20 protein-coding genes are annotated in these 20,608 nt (G+C 66.2%); 13 read left to right on the forward strand and 7 right to left on the reverse strand.

Annotated elements, in window-relative coordinates:
- Positions 1–4: 4 nt before the first annotated feature.
- Positions 5–1,318 carry a phosphotransferase gene (locus tag HMPREF9056_RS07600; RefSeq protein ID WP_034514246.1) on the reverse strand — a complete coding sequence of 438 codons (1,314 nt, stop codon included), beginning with the start codon at positions 1,316–1,318 and terminating at the stop codon, positions 5–7.
- A 285-nt stretch (positions 1,319–1,603) separates the two neighbouring features.
- Between HMPREF9056_RS07600 and HMPREF9056_RS07605 the strand changes: the two genes are divergently transcribed.
- The 7 genes from HMPREF9056_RS07605 (at position 1,604) to HMPREF9056_RS07635 (ending at position 6,511) form a co-directional block, all read left to right on the forward strand.
- Positions 1,604–2,854, forward strand: a complete 1,251-nt coding sequence (locus HMPREF9056_RS07605) for a CpaF family protein (RefSeq protein ID WP_009404037.1) — start codon at positions 1,604–1,606, stop codon at positions 2,852–2,854.
- A complete protein-coding gene (locus HMPREF9056_RS07610; RefSeq protein ID WP_009404038.1) occupies positions 2,854–3,705 on the forward strand; it encodes a type II secretion system F family protein in 852 nt (283 codons plus the stop codon). Before HMPREF9056_RS07605 ends, HMPREF9056_RS07610 begins: the two co-directional genes overlap by 1 nt.
- Positions 3,702–4,655, forward strand: coding sequence for a type II secretion system F family protein (locus tag HMPREF9056_RS07615; protein ID WP_009404039.1), 954 nt, complete (start codon positions 3,702–3,704; stop codon positions 4,653–4,655). Before HMPREF9056_RS07610 ends, HMPREF9056_RS07615 begins: the two co-directional genes overlap by 4 nt.
- 83 nt (positions 4,656–4,738) lie before the next feature.
- Positions 4,739–4,969 carry a hypothetical protein gene (locus tag HMPREF9056_RS07620; protein ID WP_009404040.1) on the forward strand — a complete coding sequence of 77 codons (231 nt, stop codon included), beginning with the start codon at positions 4,739–4,741 and terminating at the stop codon, positions 4,967–4,969.
- Positions 4,970–5,036: 67 nt separating this feature from the next.
- Positions 5,037–5,432, forward strand: coding sequence for a TadE/TadG family type IV pilus assembly protein (locus HMPREF9056_RS07625; protein WP_009404042.1), 396 nt, complete (start codon positions 5,037–5,039; stop codon positions 5,430–5,432).
- Between the two features lie 66 nt (positions 5,433–5,498).
- Complete coding sequence (locus HMPREF9056_RS07630; protein WP_253269977.1) at positions 5,499–6,008, forward strand: hypothetical protein; 510 nt, start codon at positions 5,499–5,501, stop codon at positions 6,006–6,008.
- Positions 6,005–6,511, forward strand: coding sequence for a hypothetical protein (locus HMPREF9056_RS07635; RefSeq protein WP_034514249.1), 507 nt, complete (start codon positions 6,005–6,007; stop codon positions 6,509–6,511). Before HMPREF9056_RS07630 ends, HMPREF9056_RS07635 begins: the two co-directional genes overlap by 4 nt.
- A gap of 74 nt (positions 6,512–6,585) precedes the next feature.
- Here HMPREF9056_RS07635 and HMPREF9056_RS07640 read toward each other — a convergent pair whose 3' ends face one another.
- Entirely contained in the window at positions 6,586–6,984 is a 399-nt protein-coding gene (locus HMPREF9056_RS07640; RefSeq protein WP_009404047.1) for a hypothetical protein, read from the reverse strand.
- A 30-nt stretch (positions 6,985–7,014) separates the two neighbouring features.
- Here HMPREF9056_RS07640 and HMPREF9056_RS07645 point away from each other — a divergent pair, with 30 nt between their 5' ends.
- From HMPREF9056_RS07645 to HMPREF9056_RS07655, 3 genes are all read left to right on the forward strand, one after another.
- Positions 7,015–7,926 (forward strand): LysR family transcriptional regulator, encoded by a 912-nt coding sequence (locus HMPREF9056_RS07645; RefSeq protein ID WP_009404048.1) that lies wholly within the window; start codon positions 7,015–7,017, stop codon positions 7,924–7,926.
- 93 nt (positions 7,927–8,019) lie between these two features.
- A complete protein-coding gene (prfB, locus tag HMPREF9056_RS07650) occupies positions 8,020–9,141 on the forward strand; it encodes a peptide chain release factor 2 (protein ID WP_009404049.1) in 1,122 nt (373 codons plus the stop codon).
- 283 nt (positions 9,142–9,424) lie between these two features.
- Positions 9,425–10,225, forward strand: coding sequence for a CPBP family intramembrane glutamic endopeptidase (locus HMPREF9056_RS07655; RefSeq protein ID WP_050793019.1), 801 nt, complete (start codon positions 9,425–9,427; stop codon positions 10,223–10,225).
- Here HMPREF9056_RS07655 and HMPREF9056_RS07660 read toward each other — a convergent pair.
- The gene (locus HMPREF9056_RS07660; protein ID WP_253269978.1) at positions 10,164–12,236 is read right to left on the reverse strand and encodes a methylated-DNA--[protein]-cysteine S-methyltransferase; all 2,073 of its coding nucleotides are present in this window, start codon (positions 12,234–12,236) and stop codon (positions 10,164–10,166) included. The two genes, HMPREF9056_RS07655 and HMPREF9056_RS07660, sit on opposite strands and share 62 nt — an antisense overlap.
- 246 nt (positions 12,237–12,482) lie before the next feature.
- Here HMPREF9056_RS07660 and ettA point away from each other — a divergent pair, with 246 nt between their 5' ends.
- The 3 genes from ettA to HMPREF9056_RS07675 all read left to right on the forward strand — a co-directional run bounded on the left by ettA (position 12,483) and on the right by HMPREF9056_RS07675 (position 15,898).
- Positions 12,483–14,165, forward strand: a complete 1,683-nt coding sequence (ettA, locus tag HMPREF9056_RS07665) for an energy-dependent translational throttle protein EttA (RefSeq protein WP_009404054.1) — start codon at positions 12,483–12,485, stop codon at positions 14,163–14,165.
- 355 nt (positions 14,166–14,520) lie between these two features.
- On the forward strand, positions 14,521–14,943 hold the full coding sequence (locus HMPREF9056_RS13680; protein WP_087942227.1) for a peptidase inhibitor family I36 protein: 423 nt from the start codon (positions 14,521–14,523) through the stop codon (positions 14,941–14,943).
- A gap of 250 nt (positions 14,944–15,193) precedes the next feature.
- Complete coding sequence (locus HMPREF9056_RS07675; protein WP_009404057.1) at positions 15,194–15,898, forward strand: M23 family metallopeptidase; 705 nt, start codon at positions 15,194–15,196, stop codon at positions 15,896–15,898.
- Between the two features lie 397 nt (positions 15,899–16,295).
- Here the strand turns inward: HMPREF9056_RS07675 and HMPREF9056_RS13685 are convergent, their stop codons facing one another.
- The 4 genes from HMPREF9056_RS13685 to ptsP form a co-directional block, all read right to left on the reverse strand.
- On the reverse strand, positions 16,296–17,075 hold the full coding sequence (locus tag HMPREF9056_RS13685) for an alpha/beta fold hydrolase (RefSeq protein ID WP_087942228.1): 780 nt from the start codon (positions 17,073–17,075) through the stop codon (positions 16,296–16,298).
- 227 nt (positions 17,076–17,302) lie between these two features.
- The gene (locus HMPREF9056_RS07680) at positions 17,303–17,566 is read right to left on the reverse strand and encodes a hypothetical protein (protein WP_009404060.1); all 264 of its coding nucleotides are present in this window, start codon (positions 17,564–17,566) and stop codon (positions 17,303–17,305) included.
- Between the two features lie 128 nt (positions 17,567–17,694).
- The gene (locus HMPREF9056_RS07685; protein WP_009404063.1) at positions 17,695–18,675 is read right to left on the reverse strand and encodes an acyl-CoA thioesterase II; all 981 of its coding nucleotides are present in this window, start codon (positions 18,673–18,675) and stop codon (positions 17,695–17,697) included.
- Entirely contained in the window at positions 18,672–20,369 is a 1,698-nt protein-coding gene (ptsP, locus tag HMPREF9056_RS07690; protein WP_034514293.1) for a phosphoenolpyruvate--protein phosphotransferase, read from the reverse strand. The genes HMPREF9056_RS07685 and ptsP overlap by 4 nt, the downstream gene beginning before the upstream one ends.
- Between the last annotated feature and the right edge of the window lie 239 nt (positions 20,370–20,608).

The following is a 20,608-nucleotide window of genomic DNA, read 5'->3' on the forward strand; positions in this document are numbered from 1 at the left end:
CGGGCTAGGAGTCGTCCTCGTCGTCGACGCGCACCATTGCCACCGGGTTGGTGACGGCGTCGGGCTCCGCGGGCTCGCGCTCCCCTGGTACCGGCGCCAGCCGGGGCGTGGCCGGCTCCACCAGCGGCGCGTCACCCACCTGGGCGGCCAGATCCTCCAGCATCGCCACCGCGTCATTGATGACCGGCTTGTCCCCGGTCCTCACCCCGTGCAGCAGCCAGCGCGCCAGGCTCAGCTCACTGACCAGCTCGGCCCGCTCGCGCAGGTGCCGGTCGACACCCTCGGAGCGGGCGATGTCGTAGGCGTCCTCGATGGAGTCCAGGCAGTCCACCGGCGCCGAGGAGTACACCCAGGCCAGGTCCTCAGCCGGGTCACCCACATGCGCCTGCGACCATCCGCGCACGGCCACCACCGTGCCCCCGGCCACCAGCACGTTCTCCTCGGCGAGATCGCCGTGGACCACTGTGGGGCGGAAACGCCACAGCGCCGTGTCCTCCAGAGCCTGCTCCCAGCGTCCCAGCAGGGTCGGCGGGGTCTTGCCGGTCGCAGCGGCGTCGTCCAGCAGGCTCAGCCAGCGCCGGCGTACCTCCTCGGCGTCATAGACCGGCATTCCCGCCTCGGAGATCACCGTCATCGCCAGCTCGTGGATCTCACCGAGGGCCTTGCCCAACCCCGCCGACATCCCCGGGCCCGGGCGGAGCGCCTCCACCGGGATCGGCTTGCCCTCCACGTGCGATCGGACCTGGACGTGGGCGCCCTGCTGGCGCAGGGACCCGGCGACGCGAGGCACGTCGAAGGAGAGCCGTCCGTCGTCGACGACCCGGCCGATGCGGCGCAGTACCTCGGCCTCCGCCTCCAGGGATGCGCCGACGGCGTCGGTGCGCGCCTCGTGGACCTCCCAGTGCCGACCCTGGGTGTCGATCACCCCGGTGATGTGCCGCTCCGGCGTCTCGGACTGCGGCAGCGCCAGCCGAGCCGGGTTGAGGCCGGCCACCGTGACCGTCGCCATCGCGGCCAGGGCCAGCGCGGAGTGGTGAGGACGAGGAGCCGCAGCGGGCTCGGACTGCGGAGCCGACTGGCTCTGCCGCGGTGGCCCGGCTGATGCGCCGGGCAGCGGTGCGACGACGACAGGAGCACGGTACTCGTCGTCATGACCTCCGGAGTGCTCAGTCCGGTGCCCGCTGCGCTCGTCGCGACTACCGGCAGCCGGAGCCGCAGCATGCTCGACGTCGGAGGCCGCCTCGTCGGTGAGGCTGCCGACACCGCCGTCGACGTCGGTGGTGCCGGGGGCGTCCGGGGACTGCGGAGGCTGTGACATGGTCCAACCGTAGGCGACAGGTCCTATATCTCGCAGGACAGCCGCGCCCGTCCGCTGGCGGCAAACGTCGAGAACCATGGGACCCCGCCCGACGAATCTGCAAGGCTCTCCGAGTTATCCACAGCCCTCGTTGAGATAGTGGCCATTTCGTGACCAGGTGGCCTAGAGTTTATGGGTGACATCGGTCACCGACCGGCCGGTGTTCCGGGGTTCAACGCTGAACCCCCGCTGGTCGATCCTCAATCATCCTCCCCTTCCCATCCACAACACACGCTGAGAGGCATCATGGATGCTGCCGATCTTCTCCTGACGGAGGTCCGTGAGCTGGTCCGCGCTCGCGGAATCGACCCGCTCAAGGACACCTCAGACCTCGAGCGGCTTGTCGCCGAGGCCGAGGACGACTATCTGCGCCGCTCCGACGCCGGACTCGTCCCGCCGCTCATCGACCCCGATGGCTCTCGCTCACACGTGCTGGACTCCATGGCGGGCCTGGGACCGCTCCAGAGCTATCTCGACGACGAGTCCATCGAGGAGATCTGGGTCAACGCCCCCGGCCGTGTCTTCATCGCCCGCTCCGGGCGCCCCGAGCTGACCACCACGATCCTGGAGAGCGAGGACCTCACGGTCCTGGTCGAGCGGATGCTGAGGGCCTCCGGGCGCCGTCTGGACCTGTCCAGCCCCTTCGTCGACGCCCAGCTGGCCGGGGGACAGCGCCTTCACGTCGTCATTCCGCCCATCACCTCTCAGCACTGGGCGGTCAACATCCGCAAGCACACCTCCCGGGCCTCACGCACCAGCGACCTCGTGCGCATGGGCTCACTGACCAGTCAGGTGGCCGCCTTCCTCGACGCCTCCGTGCAGTCCGGACTCAACATCCTTGTGTCCGGGGCCACCCAGGCCGGGAAGACCACGATGGTCCGGGCGCTGGCCGGAGCCATCCCGGGCGGACAGCGGGTCATCTCCTGCGAGGAGGTCTTCGAGCTGGCCCTGCGGAACCGGGACTGCGTGGCCATGCAGACCCGCCCGCCCAACCTCGAGGGCGTCGGAGAGATCAGCCTGCGTCGCCTGGTCAAGGAGGCCCTGCGCATGCGCCCCGATCGCCTCCTCATCGGAGAGGTGCGCGAGGCCGAGGCCCTCGATCTGCTGATCGCCATGAACTCCGGCCTGCCATCCATGTGCACATTGCATGCCAACTCCGCGCGAGAGGCGGTTATCAAGATCTGCACTCTACCACTGCTGGCGGGGGAGAACGTCTCCAGCGACTTCGTGGTCCCCACTGTCGCCAGTGCTATCGACCTGGTCGTTCACCTCGACCTTGACCTCAGCGGGCGCCGCACCGTCAGGGAGGTCGCGGCTCTGTCCGGCCGGGTCGAGAACGGGGTCATCGAGCTCTCCGACGTCTTCCACCGTGACCCCACCGGCAACCTCGTGCGGGGCACGGGTGTCCCTGGAGCCGCCGAGCGCTTCAGCCGCGCCGGGCACGATCTCGCCGCCCTGTTGAGTGCTCGCCCCGCCACCGGTCAGGAGGTCTACTGATGGGCGCAATCGCCGGTCTCCTCGCAGGTGTGGGGATGCTACTCATCTGGATGGCCTGCACCTCAGACCCGCCTCAGTGGCGCTCGCGGCGCTCTCGGCTCCTCGCCGACATCCTGGTTCAGGCCGGGGCCGGGCGTACCAGCCCCACGATGTTCGTCCTGGGATCGATCGGACTGGGCCTGCTCATCGGCCTGGTCTTCCTGGGGATGTCCCGGGCCTGGCCGGTGGCGGTCTCCTTCACCGCCATCTTCACCGCGATCCCCTTCCTCGTCATCTCCTCGCGGGCTCGCAACCGTCGCACCCGTCTGCGCGAGGTGTGGCCGGAGGCCGTCGATACCCTCGTCTCTGGGGTGCGGGCCGGTATGAGCCTGCCGGAGGCTCTGACCAACCTCGGTGAGCGCGGCCCGGAGGTCGTCCGCCCCCAGTTCCGGGCCTTTGCCAGCGACTACGCCGCCACCGCCCGCTTCGACAGCTCTCTGGACCGGCTCAAGGCCCGCTTCGCCGACCCTGTCGCCGACCGGATCGTTGAGGCCCTGCGCCTGGCCCATGAGGTCGGTGGCACTGATCTGGGGACGCTGCTGCGTTCCTTGTCGCAGATGCTGCGCGAGGACATGCGCACCCGTGGAGAGCTTGAGGCCCGCCAGTCCTGGACGGTCAACGGCGCCAAGGTCGCGGTCGCCGCCCCGTGGCTCGTCCTGGCGCTGCTGTCCACCCGAACCCAGGCCGCGGCCGCCTACGCCACCACGGCCGGCGCCGTCGTGCTTCTCATCGGCGCCGTCGTCTCGGTCGCCGCCTACCGGCTCATGCTGCGCCTGGGGCGGCTGCCAGAGGAGGAGAGGACACTGCGATGACCACGATGAACGCGGCGCTTACCGGAGGGGGCGCGGGGCTGGTCGGGGCTGTCGGGATCCTGACCATCATCACGGCCCTCCGCCGACGCCGTCCCACCCTCATGGCCAGGCTCGAACCCTACGTCCACCGGCAGCCCACCACATCGGGACTGCTGACCGCTCCAGCGGGGCTGGCCTCCGACGGACGAACCGTCGTCGGTCTGCTCATGGCCTCCACAGCCGGCACCCTCAACCTCGGACGGCTGCTCGACTCCCTGGGGTCGTCGGCCGACTCGGTGCGTCGGAGGCTGACGCGCTCCGGCTCGCCTCTCAGTCTCGACCAGTTCCGCCTTCAGCAGGTCCTGTGGTCGACGACGGCGCTCCTCCTGGTCCTGGCGGCTGGCGGGCTTGCGGCCCTGGTCAGGTCCGTCAACGTGCCCGCGCTCATCGTTCTTTCCCTCATGGCCACCGTGTCCGGGGCGGCCGCTCGTGACTGGTGGCTCAGCCGGGCTGTGGCGAAACGACTCTCACGGATCGAGACCCAGCTGCCCGACGTGGTCGAGCTCCTCGCTCTGGCCGTCGGAGCCGGTCAAGGGCCGGTGGCCGCCATCGAACGCGTCGTCGCACTCGGACGAGGCGACCTCATCGACGAGCTGGGTACCACGCTGACTGATATCCGATCCGGCACGGTCCTGTCCACCGCGCTGGACCGCATGGAGAGGCGAGTCGGCTCCGTTCACGTCACTCGTCTGTGCGAGGCGATCGTCGTGGCCCTTGAGCGAGGCACACCGCTGGCTGAGGTCCTGCGCTCCCAGGCCACCGACGTGCGCGAGGCGGCTCGTCAGGACCTCATGGAGGAGGGCGGCCGACGCGAGATCGCCCAGATGGTCCCCGTGGTCTTCCTCGTCCTGCCCATCACCGTCGTCTTCGCCCTCTTCCCAGGGCTGTTCGTCCTCAGGCTGGGGGTGTGAGCGTATCCGTCGTCCCCGAATCTCAGGGTCCCCCCGTCCATTGTCCTGTCGATCAGATTCCCACCTTCCTGCAAGGAGCAGTCATGAAGCGCACACTCCGTCTCCAGTCCCGCCCGTCTCGTTCCGGTTCCAGGTCATGGTGGTCCGCCTGCCTGTCCCGGATCGATCTGCGCGACGAGCGCGGTGACGTCCCCGGCTGGGTGCTGGTCACCCTCATGACCGCCGGTCTCGTCGTGGCCCTGTGGACGGTTGCCGGCAGCACGCTGACCGAGGTCTTCCTCAACGCCATCGCGAAGGTGACGAGTGCGATCTGAACGGGCTCCTTATCGTGGTTCGGCACCGCCTCCGGGCCGCGACGTCCCCCGGCACCGGTGGTGCCGAGTGAGCGCCTGCAACGAGTCTGGTTCCGCCGTCGTCGACTTCGTCATGGTCGGCGCGCTCGTCATCGTCGTGTTCGTGGCGCTGCTCCAGGTCGCCCTGGGGGTCTACGCTCGCAACGTCCTCACCGACGCCGCCGGCGACGGCGCCCGCCGGGCCGCACTGGTCGGAGGTACCGAGGCCGAGGCGCGCCGGCGGGTGCAGACCCTGTCCGACGCCGCACTGCGTCGCGGTTACGTGGACACCGTGACCGTGTCACGGGTCCCCTCCGGAGACCTGACGATCGTTGAGGTGACGGTGAAAGCACCCTTTCCGCTCCTGGGACTCCTCGGGCCCGGAGGGACGCTGACAGTGACGGGGCGCGCGGTCGACGAGTCCTCCCTCATTCGAGACAAGTGAGTGCGGGTGATGTCCATGCTCTTCCCAAGGATCCTCAGACACCGTGTTGCTCCACGGTTCTCACTGGTGAGCCGGGTCCCCGCGATCCGCCAGGGGGAATGCCGGACAGGTCGAGGGCTCCGAGGCGCTCTTAAGGGTGCCGGTCGGGGTACCTGGGGAGTCCTGTACCGGGAGGAAGGCAACGCCATCGTCGAGTTCATCGGGTGGAGCGCTGTTCTCGTGGTACCCGTCCTCTACCTCGTGGTCACCCTCGCCCAGATCCAGGCCACCACCTTCGCCGTCGCCTCGGCTGCCGACGCGGCCAGCCGGGTGCTGGAGGTCGACGACTCGCCAGCCGCCATGGACAAGGCTCAGGTGGCGATGGGTCTGTCCTTGTCGGATCAGGGGGTCGACGCCGACCCGGCCGGGTCCTTGTCGGTCGTCTGTGCCCACGGCTGCGCCAGGGGGCGGGCTGCGATCGTCAAGGTCGCGGTCGGTGTGGACCTCCCGGGCTTCGCCTCTCTGGGGATCGGTCGCGACGTCGTCGTCGTGGACACCGAGCGCGCCATCACCCTGCCGGGCGAGGAGGAGCCGTGAGCAGGAGACTGGGCCCAAGGATTACTCGGCGGCGGGTTCGCACACTGGTGCATCGGCTGCGCCGGGAGGAGGACGGCCAGACGCTTCTGCTGGGTGTCGGGCTCGTCTGTGTCGTCCTCGCGCTGCTGTTCGTCGCGGCCTCGGCCACGGCCATCTACCTCGATCTCAAGACCCTCACGTCGCTGGCGGACTCGGCAGCGGCGGCGGGGGCGGACGGTGTGGACGGGAGCCCGTACTACGGGGGCAACGGGACCGATGCTGCGCCGGGTGCTCTCACTGACGCCGCGGTCAGTGAGAGCGCGGCCGCGGACGTGTCGGCCCAACCGGTCGCTGCGAGACTGGAGGGAGTCACCATCGTCAGCGCTCGGGCCGCGGACGCTCAGACCGCCGTGGTGACGCTGCAGGCCCGCTCCCGTCCGCCTTTCCTGCCCTGGGGGATCATCCCGGCTGAGGGCTTCACCATCACTGCCACCGGATCGGCCCGGATGACGACGACGCAGTGAGCCTTCAGGACTCACTGCGTCGGAACTGGTGGATGGTTGGTTGTCGGCAGGAGGGGCCGGCGGAGCGGATACTGTCAGGCCTGCTCGACGAAGCTCGTCGAGATGGCGGGGGAGGGGCGTCGGTGCCAGTGCATCCGGGCCCGTAGCTCCTCCTTCTGCCTACGCGAGAGCTGGGCGATGTAGGCCCGCTTCACCGTGAACAGGATATTGATGCCCACCAGCAGGTAGAAGGCGTTGGCGATGACGCTGGGCCAGGCCCCGGAGCTCGCGCAGTTGATGGTCAGGAGCACGGAGCCGGTGATGTTGAGGGCCTGGTACTTGAGTGAATCGCCTGCGATCGTGCCCTTGGAGACCAGGAAGTAGGCCACGAGGAGCTCAGCGGCGCCGATCCAGCCGCCGAGGGAGATGAGGGAGGAGAGCACGTCGTTCACGGGGATGATTCTTGGATGCGCCTCGATGAAGGTCAATCGCATCTCTCTGCATGAGAGATGTAGTTTTACTTCATGCATGTACTGCCTCAGAGACTCTCGGTTCTATTGGCCGTCCACCGGGCCGGGGGAGTCGTCGCAGCGGCGGATCTCCTTCACATCACGCCGTCTGCCGTGTCCCAGCAGATTCGCCTCCTGGAGCGCGAGTGCGGTGCGCGGGTCCTGGATCGCACACCGACCGGAGCCGTGCTCACCGCGGCCGGGAAGGTCCTGGCCGACGCGGCCGAGCGCATTGAGGACGAGCTGACCACCGTGCGCCGCGAGCTGGCGGACCTGGACGACTCCATCCCCTCCGGCGTGGTGCGTGTGGGGAGCTTCGCCTCCGCCGTCCGTGCGCTCCTGCTGCCCCTGCTGTCCTCACTGGCGACCACCAGCCCGGAGCTGGAGGTCATCGTCGAGGAGGCCGAGGAGCGCAGCGCCCTGTCCCGGCTGCGCCGCGGTGAGCTCGACCTGGTCCTCATTGAGCGGGACGAGCACACGCTACCGGCCGCTCCCCGGGGCATGGCCGACATCCCGCTGCTGGACGAGTCCTGGCTCGTCGTCGTACCCGCCGAGCAGGCGACCCCCTCCACCCTGGCGGACCTGGTGCGGGCCACCTGGATCGACCTGGCCCCGGGGACCGCGGGCGCCTTCGCCCTGGACCGTCTGGAGCGCCAGCTCGGGACACCGCTGACGATGCGGCACGTCGCCTACGACTACGACGTCGTCCTGGCCATGGTCAGTCAAGGCCTGGGGTGCGCGCTCCTGCCCGAGCTGGCCGTCTACTCCGGCCTCGTCCCCGACGAGCTCAGCGTGGTGCGCCTGCCCGGACTGGGCGTGCGCCAGCTGGTGGTGCGCCACCGCTCGACCCGCACCGAACCGAGCCCTGCGACGCGTGCGGTGCTCGATACGCTGCTCACTCAGGCCCAGGCGCTTGAGCTGGGGTGATGCCCCGCGGCCGGCGGGCCGGGACCAACAGGACCGACGGGCCCGATCCGCCCCGACGGCGCCCCCGGTGGGTTCTGCCGTAGACTCCCCTTCGTGGCCATTGACTTCTCCACCGAGATCGAACGACTCCGACACACCTACGCCTCCATCGCCGCGGTGACCGACCCCGAGGCCCTGCGCGCCCGCATCGCCGAGCTCTCCGAGCAGGCCTCCGCCCCCGACCTGTGGGACGACCCGGACTCCGCCCAGGTGGTCACCTCCGCACTGTCCCACGCCCAGGCCGACCTCAAGCGGGTCGAGAGCCTGGGAGAGCGAATCGAGGACCTCGAGGCCATGGTCGAGCTCGCCGGGGAGGAGGAGGGCGACGACGCCGCCGAGATCCTCGCCGAGGCCGAGTCGGATCTGACCGCCATCAGCAAGGACCTCTCCGACCTGGAGATCCGCACGCTGCTGAGCGGCGAGTACGACCCCCGCGACGCCGTTGTCACCATCCGCTCGGGTGCTGGTGGCGTCGACGCCGCCGACTTCGCCGAGATGCTCCTGCGCATGTACACCCGTTGGGCCGAACGGCACGAGTATCCCGTCAAGGTCCTCAACACCTCGTACGCCGAGGAGGCGGGCCTGAAGTCGGTCACCTTCGAGGTCCACGCCCCCTACGCCTACGGGACCCTGAGTGTCGAGGGCGGGACGCACCGTCTGGTGCGTATCAGCCCCTTCGACAACCAGGGCCGTCGCCAGACCTCCTTCGCCGCCGTCGAAGTCATTCCGCTCATCGAGTCCACCGACCACATCGACATCCCTGAGACCGACATCCGCATCGACGTCTTCCGCTCCTCAGGACCCGGCGGTCAGAGCGTCAACACCACGGACTCCGCCGTGCGCATCACCCATCTGCCCACGGGACTGGTGGTCTCCATGCAGGACGAGAAGTCCCAGATCCAGAACCGCGCCGCCGCCATGCGTGTCCTCCAGTCGCGACTGCTCCTGCTCAAGCAGCAGGAGGAGGACGCCAAGAAGAAGGAGCTCGCCGGGGACGTCAAGGCCTCCTGGGGGGACCAGATGCGCTCCTACGTCCTTAACCCCTACCAGATGGTCAAGGACCTGCGGACCAGCTTCGAGGTCGGCAATCCTGACTCGGTGTTCGACGGCGATATCGACGGCTTCATCGACGCCGGCATCCGCTGGCGCAAGCAGCAGGAGACCGCCGAGGACTGATCGGCTCACTTCCTCTGGAAGTGTCACTGACGTCAGGGATCCCCCGGAGGGGTCCCTGATTTCTTTTCTGCACGCCCCTGGTTCTTCTGGCTTGAGATTGAGGGGGCACAATAGTCGGCGTACCGTGAATTATATGAGTACACCACATGGAAAACCTCAGTCAGAGGAAATGTTATCAACGCACTCGTCTCTCGAAGCCTCGGGTCTCAGCAGATGCCGGTCGGATCGAGAGAATCAACTGAATTTAGGCGGGAGGGCTCTACGGATCGTCATCGCAGTTGCGATGATGTTCGCCTGCGCATTCACGCCACCTTTGTTGAAGCAGGTTCCTGTCATCCAGTCCTTTGCTCTCGCACATGAGAATCCCGATGATCTCTTGGAGTCCTTCGCGGTGGGGTCGTGTGTGTTGCTGATCTACGGGGCGGCGGCAGTGCTCGCTCTGATCCTGTGCTATGTCCTGTGTCGCACGCTTGACCGAGGTCGGCATGTCAATATGGGGCTGCGCATTGACAGACGCGCGCTGCTCTGGCTGGCGGGGATGATTCTGGCTGCGCTCGTCGTGGACCTTGTGGTGGCCAGCATGGTTCATGTGCTCGGGCTTGCTGGTGGAGACCAGCCGGTACCCCAGGGCCCACCGTGGCTCGTGATCGTCGAGTCCTTCTCCGTAGCCTTCCTTCTTCAAGGAATTCCTGAGGAGATAATTTGGAGAGGGTGGCTCTTCCCCTCACTGGGTGAGACGCGTTTTGCGGCAGCTTCCAGCGTCCTCGGGTTCACCGTTCTTCATCTCCTATCCCAAGTAGGTCAGCAGAATCTCATCGAGCACATCACATACCTCGTTTTGCCGTGCGGTTTCGCGGTGACCGCGTTGATTGTTCGGCTGGTATCGGGGTCGACCTGGGCGGCGATCGGAGTGCACGGAGGATTTCATATGGTGAACTACTTCGTGTCCAGTTCCATGCATCTCCCCGGTGACTCGGTGACCTGGGTGCTTCAAGGACTTCTCTTGGCCGTCGTCGGCCTTCTTATTCTCGTGTTCCACCGCCGTCATCGGCGGTTGGCGGCGTTGGCAGGCCGGCCATGTTGACCCCCTCCATCTCCAGGAGACGTTCCTTCCGGTCGACCCCGCCCGCGTAGCCGCGCAGACTGCCGTTGGTCGCGACCACGCGGTGGCACGGCACGATGAGAGTGATCGGGTTGTGCCCGACCGCGCCACCCACGGCCTGGGCGGACATCTGCTCTCGGCCGGTACGCCGGGCCACCTCGGCAGCGATCTGGGCGTAGGTGCTGGTGGTACCGAAGGGGATGGAGAGCATGATGGAGGTGACCATCTCCCTGAAGTCGGAGCCCTCGACCCTGATCGGCGGGGTGAAGCCGGGGTCCGCACCCTCGAAGTAGGTGTCGAGCCACTGGGTCGTCCGCAGGAAGACGGGCAGATACGGCTTGAGCACCGCGTCGCCGTCGATCGTCGAGCGGTCATACTTCTGCCCGTCGAACCACAGACCCGTGAGATACTCACCGTCGCTGGCCATGGTCATGGCGCCCAGGGGCGATTCGTAGTGACTGAGGTAGTGCATCGCTTCCTTCTTCTCGTTCCGCTTCTTGCTTCTGGCGGTGCGCTCGGGCGCTGACTCTGCTCCCACCCGGTTCCACAGGCACATGACGGCGTAGGCCCGCCACGGTCGCCAACGTTCGACCAAAGTGAGGATCTTCCTCGGGCTCCGGGTTCCCAGAGCCTTCCTGACCTCCAGGTCGGTGGCGAGGAACGCGTCGGGCCAGCCCAGACAGCGCATGGCGATGTAGCCGGCGGTCCACGCCCCAATACCTGGGACCTCCGTGAACCCAACGGCTGCGGCTTCAGGATCGGGACAGCAGACGGCGTCGATGACGCCGGAGCTCATCAGCTCGGCCAGGCCGTGAATCGCCCGCGCCCGAGCAGCGATGATGCCGAGCGGCCCCAGGTGCTGCTCGATCGCCCCGTCGAGACCGAGGACCTCCTGGGCGGTGGGGGAGGTCATGGTCAGTCCGTTGATTCCGGTGTCCACCGGCGAGCCGAGGGCCTGGACGAATCGACCGGCCAGTGTCCTGGCCGCCTGGACCGTGACCTGCTGCCCCAGCACCGCCAGGACGGCGGTCTCGAAGGCGTCGAAGCAGCCCGGCACGCGGATGCCCGGAATGAACGGCCCGAGTGCGGACTCGTCCAGCGATGCGAGCGTCCGAGCCACCGTGTCGGGCTCGCAGTGGAGGTCGAACAGATTCTTGACCCCATCCAGCACCACCGGTAGTACGGGGAGCAGGGAAGCGGAGACGGTCACCGCCAGCCGGTTGTGCCCGGCGTCGTTGCTCACGACCACCCAGCCGGTGAGATCACGTCCCGAGAAGCGCAGACGAACCGTCCTGGCGTAACGATCGTCCTCGACCTTCTCGACGCCGGGAATCGCCCTATGCGCCAGGAACTCCAGCATGAGGTCCCAACGGTACGGGGGCCGGTACCCCAGCCTGAGCTGGACGGCGTCACCCTCGGTCCTGCTGAACCGTGCCTGGCTGCGCAGAGCGGTGGGCGTCAGCCGGTACCGGTGTCGGAACACCTCGTTGAAGCGGCGCAGGCTGCCAAAGCCCGCGGCATGGGCCACGTCCGTCACCGTCAGGCCCGTGTCGGTCAGGAGGCTCTTGGCCAGCAGGAGCCGGCAGGTCTGGCGGTACTCGACGGGGCGCACGTGGTAGGCGTGCTCGAAGACGCGGCGCAGATGGCGGTCGGAACAGGCCAGGTGACGAGCGATATCCGTGATGCTTCCATGGGCACCGCAGTTCCTCTCGATGTACCGTGCTGCGGCGCGAGCCAGCGATGCCGAGGGGTCCACGGATGCGCACCCGGGCGCCAGCTCGGGCCGGCACAGCAGGCATGGCCGGAAACCGGCCTGTTCGGCCTCGGCCGCCGTGGTGTAGAAGGAGCAGTTGGCCGCGAGCGGCTTGCGCGCCCGGCACACTGGACGGCAGTAGACGCCGGTCGTGACGACCCCGACGAAGAACCGCCCGTCGAAGCGGGCATCCCTGGCCAGCAGGGCCTCATACAGCGAGTCGTTGTCCAGATCCGGCATGGTCCTCCTCCGAAACGCTCCAAGCATGGCATCGCTGTGTCGAGGAGTCCGGCCGTTTTCGGACATCGATATCCCGTCCTGGACGTTTCTGTGCCATGGAATCGCGTGCACCGTCTCACCTCCGCCGTCGTCGCCATTGCTCCGGGGCTCCCTTAGGCTTGGCCACGGTGCGCACGGACGGTCCGATCGATCGCCGTCGTCGCGCAGAACCTCCGCTCACACCCTGACGAAAGGCGCACACGAGCAGTGGCTGAGTACATCTACCAGATGATCAAGGCGCGCAAGGCCCACGGTGACAAGGTCATCCTCGACGACGTCACGATGGCCTTCCTTCCAGGAGCCAAGATCGGCATGGTCGGTCCCAACGGCGCCGGCAAGTCCTCCATCCTCAAGATCATGGCAGGCATCGACCAGCCCTCCAATGGTGAGGCCCGCCTGACCCCCGGGTACAGCGTCGGCATCCTCCTTCAGGAGCCTCCGCTCAACGAGGACAAGACGGTGCTCGGCAACGTCGAGGAGGGCGTTGCCGAGATCAAGTCCAAGCTGGACCGCTACAACGAGATCAGTGCCGCCATGGCGGACCCGGACGCCGACTTCGATGCCCTCATGGCGGAGATGGGCACCCTTCAGGACGCCCTGGACGCCGCTAACGCCTGGGACCTCGACTCCCAGCTGGAGCAGGCTATGGACGCCTTGCGCTGCCCCCCGCCGGACGCCGAGGTCAAGAACCTCTCCGGCGGTGAGCGCCGCCGAGTGGCCCTGTGCAAGCTGCTCCTCGAGGCCCCGGACCTCCTCCTCCTGGACGAGCCCACCAACCATCTCGACGCCGAGTCCGTCCTGTGGCTCGAGCAGCACCTGGCCAGCTACCAGGGCGCCGTCATCGCCGTCACCCACGACCGCTACTTCCTCGACCACGTCGCCCAGTGGATCGCCGAGGTCGACCGCGGCCACCTCTACCCTTACGAGGGCAACTACTCCACCTACCTGGAGACCAAGGAGAAGCGCCTCGAGGTCCAGGGCAAGAAGGACGCCAAACTCGCCAAGCGCCTCAAGGAGGAGCTCGAGTGGGTGCGATCCTCCGCCAAGGGGCGCCAGGCCAAGTCCAAGGCACGTCTGGCCCGCTACGAGGAGATGGCCGCCGAGGCCGAGCGCACCCGCAAGCTCGACTTCGAGGAGATCCAGATCCCGCCGGGTCCCCGCCTGGGCAACCAGGTCCTGGAGGCCACCAACCTCAACAAGGGCTTCGACGGGCGCACTCTCATCGACGGGCTCTCCTTCACCCTGCCGCGCAACGGCATCGTCGGGGTCGTCGGCCCCAACGGCGTCGGAAAGTCCACCCTGTTCAAGACCATCGTGGGCCTGGAGCCGCTCGACGGCGGGGATCTCAAGATCGGTCAGACCGTCAAGCTCTCCTACGTCGACCAGTCCCGAGCCGGCATCGACCCCAAGAAGACCCTCTGGGAGGTCGTCTCCGACGGGCTGGACTACATTCAGGTGGGCAACGTGGAGATGCCTTCGCGCGCCTACGTCGCCTCCTTCGGTTTCAAGGGGGCTGACCAGCAAAAGCCTGCCGGCGTGCTCTCCGGCGGTGAGCGCAACCGCCTCAACCTGGCCCTGACCCTCAAGCAGGGCGGCAACCTCATTCTCCTTGACGAGCCCACCAACGATCTCGACGTTGAGACCCTGGGGTCGCTGGAGAACGCTCTGCTGGAGTTCCCCGGCTGCGCCGTGGTCATCACCCACGACCGCTGGTTCCTCGACCGTGTGGCCACCCACATCCTCGCCTGGGAGGGAACCGAGGAGAACCCGGCCAGCTGGTACTGGTTCGAGGGGAACTTCGCCTCCTACGAGGAGAACAAGGTTGAGCGCCTCGGACCCGAGGCGGCCCGTCCCCACCGGGTCACCTACCGGAAGCTGACCCGGGACTGACTCCTGAGTGAACGAGCTCCGGCTCGATTCGCCATCTCAGACAGAGACGCCATTCTTTCAGCCGACTGGCTGAGGGGATGGCGTCTCTGTTACGGACAATGAGGGCGCCGCGTCATGGTGCTGAAAACCGTCATCGCTGGAGACTCTGAGACCTGCACCAAGAGCGGTGATGCCTGTGTCGGAGCGGCTCAGTTCAGAAAATTGACTATGATAGTGCTTGGAGTAGGTGATCGTCAAGGGGGATTGACCGCTCTGGTGTGATTTACAAGGTGGCTTTTATGGTTTTTTCAGGCGGTAACCTTGTGTGGCTGGGTTGCCGTCTTGAGTACTCCGCCACTTTGAAAGGACAATTATCATGGGTGCAACAATGGCTCGCCGTATCGCAAGTGCCGGCTCACTTCTCGCACTCGCCGCCGGCGCTCTCCTGATTCCGACCTCGACAGCAAGTGCCGCTGAGAGAGACGGTGTCTGCGACGCCGGAGAGGTCTGCTTCTACTACAACACCGATGGGCATGGATCGATTGCCGACTTCAATGGGTCCATCCCCAACTATGGGGGAAGTCAACCCAACTGCTATGAGTTCAGGGGAGCTGGCAACGGGCAAGGAAAGTGCGTGAAGAACAACGCGGCCGCGGTCTGGAACAGGACGGGCACGCAAGTGGTTGTATACTACAACTCATACTTCTGGGGGGATAATGAGCTTATTCCCGATGGTAAGTTGGTCAACCTCAAGCCTGGCCTCAAGAACAATAACGCCTCCCACAAGATCTTCTGGTAAGTTGGTGATCCTCAAGCCTGGCCTCAAGAACAACTCCGCCTCCCGCAAGTTCTTCTATCCCTCGTGGTGATGAAGTGACTGAATGTCCCTCTTCTAGATCTGGTGAAGGGATGTTGGTGACAGTGGCGTCGGTCGGCTCCGGAAGGTGTCGGCTGACGCCACTGTCACGATAAACACCCCGATTGCGTCTCGCGCATCTTGCCCGGCGACATTGACTGTGCATAGGGTGTCGTACGTTGGAAGGTGCGTGATGAGCAGGAAGACGCCCATCTTCATTCCCGAAGGCGGTGTGATAGGCAGGCTCCCGTTCGACGGGCGGTGGCTGAGCGAGGTCAGTCCCACGCGCCGCGTCCCGAGCCACGGGACCGATCTTTTCGGCACCACTTACGCGCTCGACTTCATCGCCGTCGACGATGACGGTCGCACGGCGCCTGCGCGCAGCCTACGCACGGTCCTCACCACCGAACCGCCGGAGCTCTTCTACGCCTTCGGGCGCTCTCTGTACTCGCCCGTCGCAGGAACCGTGGTGTCTGTTCACGACGGCGAACCCGACCACGAGGCGCGCCGCTCGATCCTGACGCTCATCCCGTACGGGCTGAGCCAGCCCCGGCGGATTCGGCGGGGACTGACCGCGGTCCTTGGGAATCACGTCATCATCCAGGTTGCAGAAAGCCCTTATTACGTTGGACTCGTGCACCTTCAGCGAGGCTCTGTTCAGGTGTCGCCTGGTGAGCGGGTGTGCGCCGGCGATCAGATCGGCAGATGCGGCAACTCCGGGAACTCCACGCAGCCCCATCTCCACATTCAGGCGATGAACAGCCCTGATCCCTATGCCGCGAAGGGTGTGCCGCTCCGTTTCGACGAGTTCCGGCAACGCGGTCCAGAACAAGGTGCCCCGTGGTCGCTGTGCGAGCAGGCCTGCCCCGAGCAGGGCTCAGTCATCGCTCGACTTTGATGTGACGCCATAGAATGAATCTCAGATCTGGCGTGATGATCCGTCGCGGGGCTGCTGCGGCCCGATTGCGACGAGAAGTAGGGGATGAGCCTACGGTGCGATGCGCTGGTTCTGATCCGGGACGTGCTTTTCCGGCGAGGACTGCGTCTTCCTGCAAACCTCTGAGGTCCGGTGGCAGTCGCTTGTAGGAGAAGTACGTCCTGGATGGAAAACGCAGTCCCCAACCCGCACCATTCCGGTGTCCACACAGCGGACATGAACGCTGCGGCGACGTAGGGGGCCAAGTAGAACTCCCGAGATTCCGGGGTCGTCGTCCAACCGCATCTACTGTGGAGTCAGCCATGTCCGCTGTGTGGACACCGAGTCGCTGACGCGACGCGGGAGAAAAACAAAGGCATCAGTTTGGATCATTTAATGAGAGGAATTTTGCGACCGAGGCATGAACTTCTGATTTTCCGGCCCAGTATGCATGCCTGGCGTCCGGAATCATGAATACTTCCGCATTTGGGATTCGATTTCCAAGGATTGCTGCGTTGCCAGGATCGGAGATAGGGTCGTTCGTGCCGTGGAGGATCAAAGTGGGGGCCGTAATATTTTCTGGGGCTGGCCCGTCAGGGCGGTCTGAGGCCTTGCTGTGGATGCTCATTGCTTCTGGTGAATGAGGCGCGGGGAAGACGCTGGTGGCTTGTTGAGGATGTGCTGCGATCCAAGGATCCGGATAGAAGAGTGAAGCTAGTGCGCTTGGGTCGCCGGATGCTAGGGCCGCTGCTCCAGTGGTAGGGCGAGGTAGTCCGGTTCCGTCGCCAGCGCTGGTGCCCCCAATGGTGAGTGTAATAATGCGGTCTGCATGCTCCGCTCCGAGCCACTGAGCAATTCTTCCTCCCATTGAGTGTCCGTAAACGTGCGCCCTATCGATACCCGCGTGATCGAGGATGGTTACTACATCCTTTGCGAAATCTCTCGTCGACCATTCTGAGTTCAGCGGCGCTGTGTTCTGGCCGGTACCTCTGTGGTCAAGGAGTACGATGGTTCGATTGGTGAATTCGTTGAGAACGGAGTCCCATCCGTGGTGGTCGAGTCCCCTTCCTTGGATGAGCACTAATGGAGCTTTGGGTGATGATGTGTTTCTTATGGAGTACCAAAGGCTGCTGCCGTTTGACAGTGTCACAGAAGTCATGATTTGATCATATCATGAAAACTTAAAAGCTGTTCACTGGGGTGGCGGGGATGATGAGATTGCGCTCACGAGTGGGAGATTGTTTTTGCTGGCAGTGGCTCTTGTATGCGGTTCCGCTTGCATTCTTGTCTCGAATCGCCCCCTGAGTCTCACGTCCTCTCTCTGTCATTTTGACGCCTAGACTAACCCTATTCTCTCCTCTTGAGAAAGAATCTGAATAAATGCGTTTATGTCAGCCAGGCTGTGAGGCCGTGGACGATGGCCGCGATCGACGGGCCGATGATCATGGTCACCTCTCTGCGTCGGACGCCGATGCCGGCGTCGACGACCTGGACCACCATTGCAGCCATGAGGACCAGCCTCACGGTACTGATATCTGAAGCAGCGATAAAAGGTACGACTGCCGTCACCGCGCCGAGGGGAACCGCTCGAGCCGCATACATCTGAGCGAAGAACCTCTCGCCAGCGCTGACCTCTTGCGACTTACTCATGATCTGAGGTCGGAAGACAGCCAGCAGTGATGACACTGTACTAATTGTTGCGGCGATAGCGTTGAGAACCTGAAGTACGGCAATCGACACCGGAACCACCAGAGAGGAGAGTAAGGATGCAGAAGGCCTCAGCCGGGGATCGCGCTGCCGTCGTCGCCCTCGCCCATACGGATCCGCCAACGGCCTGAGCCGGCGTCGACCCCTGAGTCCGTGGGCATGCGCACCATGCCTTCCTGGGCGATGGTCGACACGAGCCCGCCGGATGAGTCGAAGACCTGGGCTCGCGCCATCCCGCGGCCACCCCGCGAGGAGGGGGAGTCCTGCACATAGAGCAGCCAGTCACCCATGTCCACGTTCCGGTGGAACCACTGGGCGTGGTCGAGGGTCGCCAGGCTCATGCCCTCGCTGCGCCAGGACAGCCCCTGGCTGCGCAGCACCGGCTCCAGCATCACTTGATCGCACACGTAGGCCAACAGCGCCCGATGCACGGTCTGGGAGGTCTGCTCCGGGATACGGCTGCGCGAGCGCATCCACAGGTGCTGGACGTCGCTGCGTTCCTTGGAGGGGCGCAGATAGAGGTTGCCCTCCACGTGCCTGAGGTCGAAGGCCGCCGTACGCCCCAGAAAGCGCGCCACCGGATGGTCGATGGTGCGGAAGATCTCCAGGGCGCTCGTCAGGTCCTCGGGACGCGGAACCGAGGGCGCTGCGACGTGAAGGTCGGCACCCTCCTGCTCCTCCTGGAAGGAGGTGAGCATCGTGAGGATCGGCGTCCCCTCCTGGGAGGCGGCGGTGCGTCTCTGGGAGAAGGATCGGCCGTCGTGCAACCGCTCGACGGCGAAGCTGATCGGCCTGTCCGGCTGACCGCCCCGCATGAAGAAGGCATGGACCGAGTGCGGCAGACGCTCCCCGTCGCCGTCGTCCTCGACCGTGGCAGCGGCGGCCAGCATCCCCTGGGCCACCACCTGGCCGCCATAGACCCGACCCGAGAGCTGCGGCAGGGATCCGCCGGTGAAGAGATCCTCCCCGTCTCCCGCCGCCAGGCCGAGGACCCGGGTCACTGAGCCGAGGGGCTCCTCCGTGGCGGCGGGGACGGGATAGGGGGTGGTCACAGACCGAGCTCCTCCAGGATCGGCAGCTGGGCGCGCACCTCGGAGCGGGCATCCTCGGCGGTGGCGGAGGCGACGGCGATCCTGGCCAGCTCCCGGCACTCGTCGAGAGTGACGGACTTCAGCACGGCGTCGACATCGGGCAGTGCGCGCGCCGTCATCGACAACGAGGCGACCCCCAGACCCACCAGCACGGCGGCCAGTGCCGGGTCCGCGGCGGCCTCACCGCACACGCCCACCGGGCGTCCCTTGGGGGAGGCACCCTCGCACGCCGTACCGATCAGGCGCAGCACGGCCGGCTGCCAGGCCGTGGAAAGGTCCGCCAGCGAGGACAGCAGGCGGTCGGCCGCCATGACGTACTGGGTGAGGTCGTTGGTGCCCACGGAGGCGAAGTCCGCGTGCTCGAAGAGCTTGTCCGCCATGAGCGCGGCGGAGGGCACCTCGATCATCATGCCGGCCGTCTTCAGGCCGTAGGACCGGGCCCTCTCGGTGAAGGCCCTGGCCTCGTCCGCTGTGGAGATCATCGGGGCCATGACCCAGACCTTGGCCTCTGTGGCGGCCTCGGCCTTGGCCAGTGCCTCGAGCTGGTGCTCCAGAACCTCGGGGTCGCGGCGCGTGGTGCGGTAGGCGCGTACGCCGAGTGCCGGGTTGGCCTCGGTGGCGTCGGTCAGGAACGGCAGTGGCTTGTCGGCTCCGGCGTCGAGTGTGCGCACCACGACCTTCTTGCCAGGGAAGGCCTCCAGGACCCCCTGGTAGGCCTCCACCTGGGCTTCTACCGTCGGCTCCTCGGGCTGGTCGAGGAAGCAGAACTCGGTGCGGAACAGGCCGATACCCATCGCCCCGGCCTCCGCGGCGCTACGGGCTCCGGCCGCGTCACCGACATTGGCCAGCAGCTGGACCTCGTGGCCGTCCTTGGTGGCTCCGTCGCCGTTGAAGACGCGCACGCGCGAGGCGATCTCGCGGGCCCGGCGCAGTGCGTCCTCGGACGGATTGATGGTGATTGTTCCCTTGGTCCCGTCTACCAGGACGATGTCACCCTCGCCCAGTGCATCGGTGACCTCCTCGCCGGTGCCCACGATCGCCGGCATGCCCAGGGCCCGCGCCAGGATGGCGGTGTGGGAGGTGGGCCCGCCCTCGGAGGTGATGAAGGCGATGACCTTCTCGGGATCCAGCAGCGCGGTGTCGGCCGGGGCAAGGTCGGTGGCCACGAGCACGAAGGGCTCGGGCAGGCGGGGGATGCCCGGCATGGGGGACTCGGTGAGGACCGCGACGATCCGGTCACGCACGTCCTGCACGTCACGGGTGCGCTCAGCCATGTATCCGCCCAGGGACTCCAGCATCGCTGCCAGCGTCCCCGCCGACTCCCAGACGGCTCGCTCGGGCACCAGGTGCTTCTCGCGCACCATGGCCTGCGCCGTCGAGGTCAGAGTGGGGTCGGCCGCCATCTGCGCGGTGGTCTCAAGAAGGGTGCGAGCCTCGGCCTTGGCCTCAGCGGCGGACAGCTCCAGGCCCTTCTTGACCTGCTGAGCCGCCAGAGCGATGCGCTCGCACTCCTTCTCGATGTCGCGGCTGGGCTCGAGGGTGGCGATCTCGGGCTCAGGAATAGGGGGCGCCATCCTAGCGACGGGGCCGGCCACAAGGCCAGGGCTCACACCGATGCCGGACAGGGTTGTGGAAGTGGTGTCGGACGCTGTCATGTGGTGCTCCTCATCGGAGACGAAAGGGGGATCATCGCTCATTGTGCCCTGACTACGGCCGAAATGAGACGTTTCCGCCAGGGGAATAACGATCTCCTCTGTGGCATCGTCAAGGCATCTGTCGCGTTCCCGCAAGGTTACGTGAGGGAACGTCGTTGAGCGAGGAGGGCCCTCCTGTGATAACACCTCTCGTCCCTCATCCTCCCCTGCAGCCTCCTCACCGTTCTGCTGCTGCACCG

This window comes from Actinomyces sp. oral taxon 170 str. F0386 (assembly GCF_000195595.1).
In the GTDB taxonomy this organism is placed as follows: domain Bacteria; phylum Actinomycetota; class Actinomycetes; order Actinomycetales; family Actinomycetaceae; genus Actinomyces.